This window comes from Corynebacterium tuscaniense DNF00037 (genome assembly GCF_000759055.1).
Classification (GTDB): domain Bacteria; phylum Actinomycetota; class Actinomycetes; order Mycobacteriales; family Mycobacteriaceae; genus Corynebacterium; species Corynebacterium tuscaniense.
On record NZ_JRNG01000016.1, the window covers coordinates 19,750 to 31,497 of the forward strand.

Annotated in this window: 10 protein-coding genes and 1 pseudogene; 8 read left to right on the forward strand and 3 right to left on the reverse strand. The window is 59.8% G+C overall.

What is annotated here, in order from left to right:
- Positions 1 to 17: 17 nt before the first annotated feature.
- The 3 genes and pseudogenes from HMPREF2129_RS04570 to HMPREF2129_RS04580 all read left to right on the forward strand — a co-directional run bounded on the left by HMPREF2129_RS04570 (position 18) and on the right by HMPREF2129_RS04580 (position 2,368).
- Positions 18 to 857 (forward strand): MetQ/NlpA family ABC transporter substrate-binding protein, encoded by an 840-nt coding sequence (locus HMPREF2129_RS04570; RefSeq protein WP_034663774.1) that lies wholly within the window; start codon positions 18 to 20, stop codon positions 855 to 857.
- Positions 857 to 1,639, forward strand: a pseudogene (locus HMPREF2129_RS04575) (methionine ABC transporter ATP-binding protein); the annotation flags it as partial. The gene HMPREF2129_RS04570 and the pseudogene HMPREF2129_RS04575, both read left to right, overlap by 1 nt.
- Positions 1,640 to 1,681: 42 nt before the next feature.
- A complete protein-coding gene (locus tag HMPREF2129_RS04580; protein WP_052092770.1) occupies positions 1,682 to 2,368 on the forward strand; it encodes a methionine ABC transporter permease in 687 nt (228 codons plus the stop codon).
- A gap of 47 nt (positions 2,369 to 2,415) precedes the next feature.
- Here the strand turns inward: HMPREF2129_RS04580 and HMPREF2129_RS04585 are convergent, their stop codons facing one another.
- The 3 genes from HMPREF2129_RS04585 to HMPREF2129_RS04590 form a co-directional block, all read right to left on the reverse strand.
- The gene (locus HMPREF2129_RS04585; RefSeq protein ID WP_269544884.1) at positions 2,416 to 2,865 is read right to left on the reverse strand and encodes an Abi family protein; all 450 of its coding nucleotides are present in this window, start codon (positions 2,863 to 2,865) and stop codon (positions 2,416 to 2,418) included.
- Between the two features lie 16 nt (positions 2,866 to 2,881).
- Entirely contained in the window at positions 2,882 to 3,211 is a 330-nt protein-coding gene (locus tag HMPREF2129_RS11310) for an Abi family protein (RefSeq protein ID WP_269544881.1), read from the reverse strand.
- Positions 3,212 to 3,392: 181 nt separating this feature from the next.
- The gene (locus HMPREF2129_RS04590; RefSeq protein ID WP_034663777.1) at positions 3,393 to 4,850 is read right to left on the reverse strand and encodes a helix-turn-helix domain-containing protein; all 1,458 of its coding nucleotides are present in this window, start codon (positions 4,848 to 4,850) and stop codon (positions 3,393 to 3,395) included.
- Positions 4,851 to 4,973: 123 nt separating this feature from the next.
- Here HMPREF2129_RS04590 and gabT point away from each other — a divergent pair, with 123 nt between their 5' ends.
- From gabT to HMPREF2129_RS04615, 5 genes are read left to right on the forward strand one after another with little or no spacing between them, the layout of a single operon-like run.
- Positions 4,974 to 6,284, forward strand: coding sequence for a 4-aminobutyrate--2-oxoglutarate transaminase (gene gabT, locus HMPREF2129_RS04595; protein WP_034663780.1), 1,311 nt, complete (start codon positions 4,974 to 4,976; stop codon positions 6,282 to 6,284).
- Between the two features lie 31 nt (positions 6,285 to 6,315).
- Complete coding sequence (locus tag HMPREF2129_RS04600) at positions 6,316 to 7,773, forward strand: NAD-dependent succinate-semialdehyde dehydrogenase (RefSeq protein WP_034663782.1); 1,458 nt, start codon at positions 6,316 to 6,318, stop codon at positions 7,771 to 7,773.
- Between the two features lie 46 nt (positions 7,774 to 7,819).
- Positions 7,820 to 9,070 carry a YkvI family membrane protein gene (locus tag HMPREF2129_RS04605; RefSeq protein ID WP_034663785.1) on the forward strand — a complete coding sequence of 417 codons (1,251 nt, stop codon included), beginning with the start codon at positions 7,820 to 7,822 and terminating at the stop codon, positions 9,068 to 9,070.
- A gap of 2 nt (positions 9,071 to 9,072) precedes the next feature.
- Positions 9,073 to 10,260 (forward strand): CaiB/BaiF CoA transferase family protein, encoded by a 1,188-nt coding sequence (locus HMPREF2129_RS04610; RefSeq protein ID WP_034663788.1) that lies wholly within the window; start codon positions 9,073 to 9,075, stop codon positions 10,258 to 10,260.
- A 40-nt stretch (positions 10,261 to 10,300) separates the two neighbouring features.
- A complete protein-coding gene (locus HMPREF2129_RS04615; RefSeq protein WP_034663791.1) occupies positions 10,301 to 11,515 on the forward strand; it encodes an acyl-CoA dehydrogenase family protein in 1,215 nt (404 codons plus the stop codon).
- Positions 11,516 to 11,748: the final 233 nt, after the last annotated feature.

An 11,748-nucleotide genomic window follows, 5' to 3' on the forward strand; every position in this document is an offset into this window, starting at 1 on the left:
TGAAAGGACCTTCATCCATGTTGAGGAAGATCGCAGCGGTTTCTACAGCTGCAGCACTATCCTTCGGGCTGGTTGCCTGCGGCTCCGATGACGCGAGCTCTGACCCCGCCGGCACCGGCGATACAAAGACCATCCGTGTGGCCACCTCCCCTGGCCCGTACTCGGAACTTTTCCAGGAGGGTGTTGCCCCGATCCTGGAGAAGGACGGCTACACCCTCGAGTACACCAACTTCACCGACCTCACCCAGGCTGATACCGCTTTGGCTGAGGGCAATGCGGACTTGAACGTGGAACAGCACACCGCGTGGCTGGAGGTCTTCAATAAGGAAAAGAACGCCAACCTGGTCTCCATCACGGAGGTTCCTACGGTTCCGGCCGGCCTGTACTCGGAGAAGCACGAGAAGCTCGAGGACGTCGCCGACGGGCAGTCCGTGGGTATCCCGCTCGACGGCTCCAATAAGTCGCGCGCGATCCATGTGCTCGTGGACGCCGGCTGGATCACCCTCCGCGATGACGCCGACGAAGCACTGCTGTCTGAGGCGGATATCGACGAAAACCCGCACAACCTGGACATCAAGCCCATGGATTCCGCCAACCTGTCCCGTTCGCTGCCGGACCTGGATTGGGCGGTCATTCCTGGCTCCATGAGCTATTCCGCGGGCCTGGACCCGAACCTGCAGCGTTTCCAGGAAAACCTGCGTCCGGAGCTCATCCTCGTGGCAGTGACCACCGAGGGTAAGCAGGATACCCCGTGGGCCAAGGCTGTGTCTGAGGCGTACCGCTCCGAGGAGTTCAAGAAGTACTTCGACTCCCAGAACACCAACAACTACTGGTTCTTCCCGGATTCCCTGAACTAATGCCTGAAGATATCGACGCTGTTGTATTCGACCGCGTCTCCAAAGCTTTCCAGACCCGAAACGGTTCCTTCACCGCCCTCGACGACATCTCCTTCACAGTGCCGAAAGGCAGCGTGAGCGGTGTCGTGGGTACCTCGGGTGCCGGCAAGTCCACGCTGATCCGCACGGTCAACGGGTTAGAAACCCCCACCTCTGGTTCCGTCACTGTGCTTGGCCGCGAACCAGCCGCTCTCAGCACGGCGGAGCTGCGGGGTTTACGGCGTGATGTGGGCATGGTCTTCCAAAGCAGCAATCTCCTCGAAACCAAGACGGTGGCGGAGAATGTGGCGACGCCGTTGAGGTTGCTGAAAGCGTCGAAAAGCGATATTGCACGCCGCACCACGGACGTGCTGGAGATGGTCGGCCTGGCTGACCGCGCGGAACACAAACCGCGCCAACTGTCCGGCGGGCAACGTCAACGCGTGGGCATCGCGCGTGCGCTCATCACAGACCCCACTGTGCTGCTTTGCGACGAACCCACCTCCGCCCTCGACCCCATCACCACCAACCAGATCCTTGATTTGCTGAGCAATATTAATAAGGAACTGGGCGTGACCATCCTCATCATCACCCACCAAATCGACGTGATAGCGCGCCTGGCTGATGATGTGGCTGTGCTTTCGGAGGGTCGCCTCGTGGAATATGGGCCCGTCGCCCGCGTGTTCACCAACCCGCGACACGAGCTGACCAGGAAGTTCGTGGACACCGTCATCCCGCCTGCACTCGACCCTACCGCGCGTGAAGCGCTCGCGCGTGCCCTGGTGAAGAACTACGAGGTGTAACAGATGAACCAGCTCAATTCGTGGTGGCGCGACACCACCGGATCCCGCGTCACGCCGGAGATGTACGTCGACTCCTTCGGCGAAACCCTGTACATGGTGGGCGCCTCCCTGTTCATCGGCGCGCTGCTAGGCATTCCGCTGGCGCTCGCACTGGTGATCACCCGGCCCGGCGGACTGAAACCCAGCCGGGCGGTCTACGGGGTACTCAACGTGATGGTGAACATCATCCGCTCCCTGCCGTTTATCATCCTGCTGGTGGCCATCTCCCCATTCACCCGCGTCATCGCTGGTACCGCCATTGGCACCACCGCGGCGCTGGTGCCACTGACCCTCTACATCGCGCCATTCATCGCCCGGCTCATCGAGCAATCCCTCCTCGAAGTCAACCCCGGCATCACCGAAGCCGCGAACTCTATGGGAGCGACCCTCTTCCAAACCATCCGCTACTTCCTCCTGCCCGAGGCCAAGGCCTCCATCATCCTGGCCATTACCACCGCCACCATTGGACTCATCTCCGCCACCGCAATGGCCGGCACCATCGGCGGCGGCGGTGTGGGCGACCTGGCCATTTCCTACGGCTACCAGCAGTTCGACTCCATCGCGATGCTCATGACCGTGATCATCCTCATCATCATCGTCCAGGCCATCCAGTCCCTGGGCAACACCCTCGCACGGCGGGCACGGGCCTAGGGTTGGGGGCTCCGGCCCCAAAGGAGCGTTCGGCACCACGAGCGTTTCTACGAGTTCTGCGGGTCTGCAATTCCCCGCCGAAATAGCGGGTTCCCTGCAGTGAGGTCCAGGCACTCCTCGAGGAACCCCACCCGCATGCCAGTGCGGAAGAGGAAATTATCAAGAGCCACGATCGTCGCAAGCACAGAGTTTGGCTCGTAAGGTGCCCCAAGTAACCTTTCAGCACGGTTCTTCGCGCTATCTGGAACCCTTGGTTGGTCACGAGTGAAGCTGTTCCACAAACGCGATGAATGAGCACACTTGTTCCTTAGAAAAGTGAAGGAACGCAACTGACTAGCAAGAAACGGTTTACCTACCCCCAGTGTGGAACATGTCGCCGCGTATACGTGTCCACCATCATTCCTGTATGTGATGGCTTTAGAAAGCGTGCCCAGGGAAAAGGTCTCCACTGCCACCCACACCGGAACGTCCTTCAGCCAGGCAGAACCCGTCCCCATTGCATCCTTACGGTACTTACTCACAAAGGGTTCTTTTGACCGTACTCAGTGCAAAGGCTGTTCGCGTAGCAACTTCGGCTTGCTGGATTCCGTCCATTAGAAAGGACCTCAGGCGCGCATCCAATTCATACAAGTCAACGATTTCGCCCCACGCAACATCAGTGACGAAGGCGTCGTTTCCGTTCGCAAGATCTTCTTGGAAGTAGCGCATATAGCCGGAAAACCGGTAGTAGTTATTCCGCTCCAAGAAATGAGCAACATCTTTTTCAGACGGGATTCGCAGCCCCCGAGAAACAATTTTGTCTACCTGCTCTTGGATAGACAGATAGTCTTTCCGCCTGTTCACAGACTCAAGAATAACAAGCCCCCCTCTCATATTGCGCTGTTCTAATGAGAAGCTTGGAGGGGGTCTCGATTGAGTAAAATACTACTCAATCTCACAGATAGTGCAAAGAATTGTTCACGTTTGTTCCCAATGAGCTTCACTAACCAACTAGCCGCCAAGCACAATAGGCAAGCTGCGCCCCCTACCCATCAAACGCCGTCATGGCCAAGTAGGCCTCCGAGAAATGCGCGGGGTTGTCCAGGCTGATTTCGCACATGTGTTGGACTTTCTCAATGCGGGTGCGCACGGTGTGCCGGTGCACCCCGAGGGCGTCAGCGGTGTTTGCCAGCTGGGCGCTGTGGCGGAGAAAGACGGCGAGGGTCTTCTCTAGTTCCGTGCCGTGCGCGGCATCGTAACTGTTCAGGCGGCCGAAAATTTCTTCTCGTCGGGCAGCCAGCGCTTGGGCCACGGCGGGTTCATGCAGCCAAGGCAAGTTGGTGTCGCTGGTTTGGGAGACATCTCCCGGCCGGAGTGTGCGCGTGCGGGCTTCGAGTTGCCCCACGTGTTCGGGGGTGAGCCCTGCCAAAACGACGGGGCTACCGGCGGCGATGCGCACTCGACTGGAGTGTTCGCCGAGGTCATCGAGAATGTGGCGGATGTTTATCTCGGGGCGCACGACGAGGAGGAAGGTGGTTTCAGTCAGGCGAAGAGCATGAAGCAGTTGGTCGCGATTGTGGGCATGGCGGTCGAGAGTGTCTAGGACTGTCTGCATGGCACGACGCGATTGCGTGGCAATGACAATCGGGCGGGCAAAGCCATCGGCGTCCACGGGGGCGTCGACACTGTCGGCGTAGAGCTCCTCGGCGTTCTTGATTCCCAGTTGGATGCGCAGGGCATAGGAGTTGATCTGGTTGTGCACCCGCCGGAGTTGGGCTGGCCGGGAAAGCAATGTTGCTGCTAGTCCAGCGTAGTGGCGGATGAGCGAGCGGTCCTCCCCCGTGATCACTCGCGTGGAGGTGACATCAACGATGTAGGGCTGTTGGGTCTCTGAGCTGATTTTGTATGAAGTGGTGTGGGTCTTTTTCATCGCGTTGTAGCTGCGCGCTACTTGTTCCGCGATGATGCGCCCGTTGGCGTCGGAAATTGCTACGCGCGCTTCGAGAGATTCAGCAACGTCGCGGGTCAGTGCTTTCATGTCACCCGAAATGGCGGTACGGGTGAGTTTTTCCTGTGCCTGCAAGAGTTGCTGTTGGGCATAGGCGCGCTGGTGTTGTTCGGCGGTGGAGCGGCGGTGTTGTTCTTCGTAGACGGCGCTGACAATGCGCGAAAACGGGACGGGGCGTGCAACTTCGTACAGGCCAATATTGTGTTTCCGGGCGCTGTCAATGACCGGTTCGGGCACGGAGCTAAAGACATCACTGATACCAAAGCCCACGGCCACGGCCCCTTGCTCAGCGAGGTGCTGGATGTAGGCAGGCAACTCCTCGCAGCGATCGCGGAAAGCGGCGCCGACGGTGAGGACGAAAGATTCGGGCTGGATGAAGTGTTCAGGGGCTTCTAGTTCATTGGTCTGCACGACGGAGAAGCTGGCGGTGGGTGCGGAGATAATTTCGGTGACGCCGAGGCGAGAGTTTTTGGTCAAAAAACTAAAAGGGAACATCACACAATCTCCACTGCGTACAATTCGTCCAATATTTTTCGCCGTACTGTACATGACGGACATCACCTTCTTCACCACATACTGGTTTGACTACACGAAGTCCTCAGTAGAGAAGGAGTGATCATGCAAGACCTCACCTACCGCCTCCCGCAGAAGCGCACCATCACGAGCGCGCCTACGGAGGGAGACAATGCCCGCCTGGACGCGCGTCGCGAGCACGCTGTCGCACGGGCTTTGGTGCCCGGCCTTCCGCGGTACATCGTGGATGGTGATGGAGGGGTGCTTATCGACGTCGACGGGAACTCCCTCATCGACTTCGCCTCCGGCATCGCCGTGACCTCGGTAGGTGTGTCCAATCCTCGCGTGACCGCAGCTGTCACTAAGGCAGCACAGAAGTTTACCCACACCTGCTTTTTGGTCACCGGCTACGAAGGTTTCATCGACGTGTGCGAGAAGCTCAATGAGCTGACCCCGGGTGACTTCCCGAAAAAGACTGCGTTGTTCAACTCCGGTGCGGAAGCCGTGGAAAACGCTGTAAAGATCGCCCGCGCGTACACCGGCAAATTCGCTGTGGCCACCTTTGATAACGCCTACCATGGTCGCACGAACTTCACGCTGGCCATGACTGCGAAGAACAAGCCGTACAAGACTGGCTTTGGTCCATTTGCCTCCGATGTTCACCGCCTGCCCATGTCGTACCCGCTGCGTGATGGCCTGTCGGGCCAGGAGGCAGCTGACCGCGCGATCCGCGTGCTCGAAGGCCAGATTGGTGTGGAGAACTTGGCGTGCGTGGTCCTAGAATCCATTCAGGGCGAAGGTGGCTTCATTGAGCCGGCGGAGGGTTTCATGCCGGCCATTGCAACATGGTGCCGCGAGAACAACGTTGTCTTTGTGGCCGATGAGATCCAGGCAGGCTTGGCCCGCACCGGTGACATGTTCGCCTGCAGCCACGAAGGGGTGGAACCAGACATGATCACCTCCGCAAAAGCATTGGCGGACGGCATGCCACTGTCCGCTGTGACTGGCCGTGCGGAGATCATGGACGCTCCTGGCCCCGGCGCACTGGGGGGCACGTATGCCGGTAACCCGCTGGCCTGTGCGGCAGCGATGGCTGTGTTTGAGGAGATCGAAGAGAACGATCTGTGTGGTCGCGCCCGTGAGATTGAGGCCATCATCCGTACCCACCTCGAGCCGTTGCTGGCACATGAGGAGGTCAAGGATGTGCGTGGCCGTGGCGCAATGATGGCCATTGAGTTGGATACGGCGGAGCGCACCGCAGCAGTAGCTAATGCCTGTAAAGAGCAGGGTGTGATCACCCTGACCTGTGGTGTTGATGGCAATGTCATCCGGCTTCTGCCCCCATTGGTGATCCCGGAGGCGCTGTTGAACGAGGGGCTGGAGATCCTCGTTGCCGCGTTGAAGAACACCTTCTAGCCACCGCGTACACCCAAGGAGTGAGACGATTATGACCTTGTTTAAAGACCCCCAGCTGCCCACCGATCTGCCGCTGGATCCACGTGCTGATACCTCCGCACGCCGTGAACATTTTGATGTGGTCAACCCGGCTACGGAAAAAACCATTGCGCACGTGGTGAACACGGAGGCGGAGGATTGGCTTGGGGCGCTTGCTCGGGCCGTCGATACGCAAAAAGCATATGTGGCGTTCACGCCGCGGAAGAAGGCGGACATTTGCCACGCGATCTACAAGGAGATCATGGCGCGCCAGGAGGAATTCGCGCGCACGATGACCTTAGAGATGGGCAAACCACTCATTGAGGCACGCGGAGAAACGGCGAACACGGCGGATTATTTCCGCTGGTTCGGCGAGGAAGCTGTGCGCATCCCCGGCCGGTACGCGCAGTCACCAGCGGGTGCTGGTGACATTGTGGTGACGCGCACCCCGGTTGGTCCGGTGCTGGCTATCACGCCGTGGAATTTCCCGCTGGCCATGGGCGCGCGCAAGATCGCCCCGGCACTGGCTGCTGGCTGCCCAGTGCTGGTCAAACCCGCCGCGGAGACCCCGCTGTCCATGCTGCTGCTGGGCCAGGTCATCGCGGATGTGCTGGAACGTTTCAGCGCCCCTAGGAACCTCATCCAGATCCTCCCCACCACCGACGCCGCCAAGCTGTCTGAAACATTGATGGCGGATGCCCGCCTGCGCAAGATCACCTTCACCGGTTCCACCGCGGTAGGCAAGATCCTCATGCGGCAGTCCGCGCAGAACCTGCAGCGCGCATCGATGGAGCTGGGCGGCAATGCACCCTTCGTGGTGGCGGAAGACGCGGACATGGAGCTCGCGCTCAGCTGCGCTATGCAGGCGAAACTCCGCAACGGCGGTGAGGTGTGCGTGGCAGCCAACCGCTTCCTCGTGCACGAATCAATTGCCAACGAGTTCACCCAGCGCCTCTCCGAAAAAATGGACAAGGTTGTCATGGGCAATGGCCTGGAGGAAGACACCACCTTGGGCCCCATGATTACCGCTGCGCAGCGCGACCGCATCCATGCACTGGTCACCGAAACGGTTGAGGCCGGCGCCACCGTCCACCGTGGTGGTGAGATACCGGAGCAGACCGGCTACTTCTATCCGCCAACGGTACTCAGTGGCATCCCCGCGGATGCACGCATCCTGCGCGAGGAGATCTTCGGCCCGGTGGCCACCGTGAGCACATTCAGCACGCTAGATGAGGCGATTGAAAAGGCTAATGACACGGAGTTCGGCTTGGCATCCTACGGGTTCTCCGAAAACGTGCACACCTGCCAGCGCTTTGCCAAAGAGCTCAATGCCGGAATGGTGGGCATCAACCGAGGCATGATCACCGACATCGCCGCCCCATTCGGCGGCATTAAGCAGTCCGGTTTCGGCCGGGAAGGCGGCGCCGAAGGAATCGAAGAATACCTGGACATCCGCTACATCGGCTCCTAACCCTCCGCAAACCTCCAACCACAACCCATGAGAAAGGGCTACACCCATGAAACTCAGAGTCCTTGAGATCGCCATGGCCTTCGTCGGCGTTCTGGTCGGCGCCAGCTTCGCCTCTGGCCGCGAGTCCCTCCAGTACTTCGTCGCCTTTGGCAACTGGGGTCTGCTCGGCGCATTCCTCACCTCACTCGCACTGACGCTCACCGGTTTTGCCATGCTTCAACTAGGCAGCTACCACCGAGCGAAGGAACACACGGGTGTGTTTGACGCTATTTCCGGGCCAATCGTGTCCAAGATTCTTGATGGCGCGACACTGGTGTGCTTGTTCTGCATCGGCTTCGCCATGTTCGCCGGTGCGGGAGCAAACCTGAACCAGCAGTTCGGCTGGCCGGTGTGGATCGGGGCGACCATCATGCTGGTGCTGGTTCTGCTCACCGGCTTGCTGGACGTGGACAAGGTGACGGTGGCTATTGGTGCCTTGACGCCGTTGATCATTGTCATGATCGCCATTGCCACAATTTGGACCATCGCCACCGCTGAGCCGGACTTTTCCACCCTGCACGAACAGGCAACACAGATTCCTACCACCCTGCCTAACTGGTGGGTAGCGGCGATCAACAGTATTGGCTTGCAGATCATCGTCGGGGTATCCATGGCCATCGTCATCGGCGGCAACCTCTTTGACCCGCGTGAAGCGGGCTGGGGTGGCCTGGCCGGTGGCGCCTGCTTCCTGCTCCTGCTGGCCATGTTGGTTACCTCGCTGTACCTCAGCGTGGACACCGTCCAGGACAATGAGATGCCAACGCAGGCCATGATCACCGCGATCAACCCAGTACTTGGTCTTGTAATGACATTTGCCATCTACGGCATGATCTACAACACCGCGATCGGCATGTTCTACGCCTTTGGCAAGCGCCTCGCCCGCAACAAACCGAAAAATTTCTACCCCATCTACGTTGCCGCCGTGCTGATTGGTTTCGTGCTCAGCTTCATCGGCTTCAGCAACCTCATCGGCTGGGTCTACCCGGTTCTGGGTTACATGGGTCTACTCATCATGGTCATCATCGGCTGGGCATGGTGGACGCACCGCCATGAGTTGAAGAAGGAGATCTCCCTGCGCAGGGAAGCACGCAGGCTTTTCTTCTGGCACGGCAGCGCCGAGGCCGTACCGGATTCTCAGTGGAACATGCTGCAAGACTCTGCCCGGCGCTCCAATATTGAGGATGACAAGTTCATCGAGGAATTGGAACAGGCAACCCAGGCCGCGAAAAGAACCAGGAAATCAAACAAAGGACAGTAAGAATGGCACTCCAACAACCTCAAGGTGGCCCCCTGCACGGCATTGTTGTAGCGGATTTCTCCCGCGTCCTCGCGGGCCCTTACGCGACAATGCTGCTCGCGGACCTGGGCGCCACCGTGATCAAGGTAGAAGGTCCCACCGGTGATGACACTCGCCAGTGGGTTCCGCCGAAGCGCGGCGATGTGGGCACGTACTACCTGTCCATCAACCGCAACAAGAACTCGATCAAACTCGACCTCAAAAACCCGGATGACTTAGAAACGGCTTACGCGATCATTGATCGTGCGGATGTGCTCATCGATAACTTCCGGGTGGGCAGTTTGGATAAGTTCGGGCTGGACCCGGAGAGCGTCGAAAAGCGATGGCCCGATCTGATCCACGCGAAGATCACAGGCTTTGGCTCACGTGCCGGCGCGCAGCTTCCGGGCTATGACATGCTCATTCAGGCATCAAGTGGCTTCATGTCCATCACGGGCTCGCCCGATGGGCCACCGCAAAAAGCAGGTTACGCGTTTATCGACGTGCTCACAGGCCTCCACACCGCCGTCGGCATCCTCGCCTCCCTCCTGCGCCGCGAACGGTTCGGAGGTGGCGGCGAAACAATCCGCACAAACCTGCTCTCGGCGGCATTGTCCTCCATGGTCAACATGACCTCCGCCGCCGTGGCATCTGACGCGGAAATGACCCGCACGGGCAACGACCACCCGTCGATCTTCCCGTACGGCCCCTTCCCCGCCAAAGACCGTGAACTGGTCATCGCCGTGGGCAACAACAAACAATTCGCGGTCTTCGCCGAGGGGCTCGGCGCGCCCGAGCTTATCGACGACCCGCGCTTTGCCACCAACGAACAACGCAACACCAACCGCGAAACACTGAGACCCATCCTGCACGACCTGCTGGCGGCGAAGAACGCGCAGGAATGGATCGACCTATTCCGCACCAAAGGCCTCCCCATCGCCCCGATCCTCACCGTGCGCGAAGCCGTGCACTTTGCCGACGATCTTGGGCTAGAACCCATCGTGCGCATCCGAACCAAGGACGGCACCGACGAAATCCCCTTCGTGTCCAACCCCTTGGACATGAGCTCCGGCGCCATCCAATACACCAAGGCCGCGCCGGGCCTCGACGAAGACCGCGACGACGTCCTGGAATGGATCGCCACCACCCCGGCCAAGACCTCAACCGAATAACCCCCACTACTTTCATCTCAACCCCGAGAAAGGACCCATCATGACTTTTGCAACCGACCTGCTCAACTTCGACAGCCTCCTCTCCCCCGACGAGATCGCATGGCGCGATGACGTCCGCGCATTCGTCGAAACCGAAATCAAACCCCACGTCGGCCAGTGGTACGAAGACGCACACGTACCCTTCGAACTCATCCCCCGCTTCGCCGAAAAAGGCATGATCGGTGCCCACCTCTCCGGCTACGGCTGCCCCGGCCGCTCCGCCGTCGACTACGGCCTGGCCATGCTCGAAGTCGAAGCCGCTGACTCCGGCCTGCGCACCATCTTCTCCGTCCTCGGCTCCCTGGCCATGACCTCCATCCACCTCCACGGCACCGAGGAGCAGAAGGAAAAGTACCTGCCCAAGATGGCCGCCGCGGAACTGCTCGGCGCCTTCGGCCTCACCGAACCGTTTGCTGGTTCCGACCCTGCCTCCATGACCACCCGCGCCACCTACAAACCAGGTGAAGGCTGGGTCCTCAACGGCGAAAAGCGCTGGATCGGCCTGTCCCACTACGCCGACCTGACCATCATCTGGGCCAAGGTTTCCACCGCCGACCTCGCCGCCGCAGGCCTCGACGGCATCCCAGAAGGCCGGGAAGAAACCGTTGCTGGGTTCATCGTGGAAAAGGGCACCCCCGGCTTCAACCCGCAGCAAATCGACCGCAAACTCTCCATGCGCGTATCCACCCAGGCGCACATCTACCTGAAGGATGCCCTCGTCGGCGAAGACAAGATCCTTGCCGGCCGCTTCGGCCTCAAAGCACCCCTGATGTGCCTCAACGAAGCACGCTACGGCATCGGCTGGGGTGTGCTCGGTGCTGCGCGTGACTCCATCGAGTGCGCACTGGCCTACGCCCAAGAGCGCACCCAATTTGGCAAACCCATCGCCGGCTTCCAGCTCACCCAGAAGAAGCTGGTAGACATGGCAATCGGTTTGAACCAGGGCTACCTGCTGGCCCTGCACGTCGGCCGCCAGAAAGACGCCGGCACCCTGGACATCTCCCAGATCTCCGTAGCCAAACTGCAAAACACCCGCGTAGCCATCGAGATCGCCCGCGAAGCACGCACCATCCTCGGAGGAAACGGCATCCAACACGAGTACTCCCCCATCCGCCACGCCGCGAACCTCGAATCCGTGCGCACCTACGAGGGCACCGATGAAATGCACACCCTCATCCTGGGCCAGAAGATGACCGGGCTGAACGCATTCGCGTAAGGCCGCGCTCACGCCGGGATCTGCTGTGACGACCGCGAGATTCGTGCGACGCCCCTCGACGCTTGCCGACGGCGCATCCATAACCCTCGACAACACAAGACGGATTAAAACCCGTAAATAATGAGAAACACCGCCGATGTGAACTGCTCGGCGGTTTTCTTCTTGGGGTTAAAGGGCTAATAGGGTTAAGGATCAAAAGTGTGTCTGGTGCCGGCGTGGCGTGATCAGTTTAG

Excerpts from the sequence above, each read along its gene's own strand:
- HMPREF2129_RS04570 (WP_034663774.1), top strand. The coding sequence starts at position 18 with ATGTTGAGGAAGATCGCAGCGGTTTCTACAGCTGCAGCACTATCCTTC.
- HMPREF2129_RS04580 (WP_052092770.1), top strand. The coding sequence starts at position 1,682 with ATGAACCAGCTCAATTCGTGGTGGCGCGACACCACCGGATCCCGCGTC.
- HMPREF2129_RS04585 (WP_269544884.1), bottom strand. The coding sequence starts at position 2,865 with ATGGGGACGGGTTCTGCCTGGCTGAAGGACGTTCCGGTGTGGGTGGCA.
- HMPREF2129_RS04590 (WP_034663777.1), bottom strand. The coding sequence starts at position 4,850 with ATGTTCCCTTTTAGTTTTTTGACCAAAAACTCTCGCCTCGGCGTCACC.
- gabT (WP_034663780.1), top strand. The coding sequence starts at position 4,974 with ATGCAAGACCTCACCTACCGCCTCCCGCAGAAGCGCACCATCACGAGC.
- HMPREF2129_RS04600 (WP_034663782.1), top strand. The coding sequence starts at position 6,316 with ATGACCTTGTTTAAAGACCCCCAGCTGCCCACCGATCTGCCGCTGGAT.
- HMPREF2129_RS04605 (WP_034663785.1), top strand. The coding sequence starts at position 7,820 with ATGAAACTCAGAGTCCTTGAGATCGCCATGGCCTTCGTCGGCGTTCTG.
- HMPREF2129_RS04610 (WP_034663788.1), top strand. The coding sequence starts at position 9,073 with ATGGCACTCCAACAACCTCAAGGTGGCCCCCTGCACGGCATTGTTGTA.
- HMPREF2129_RS04615 (WP_034663791.1), top strand. The coding sequence starts at position 10,301 with ATGACTTTTGCAACCGACCTGCTCAACTTCGACAGCCTCCTCTCCCCC.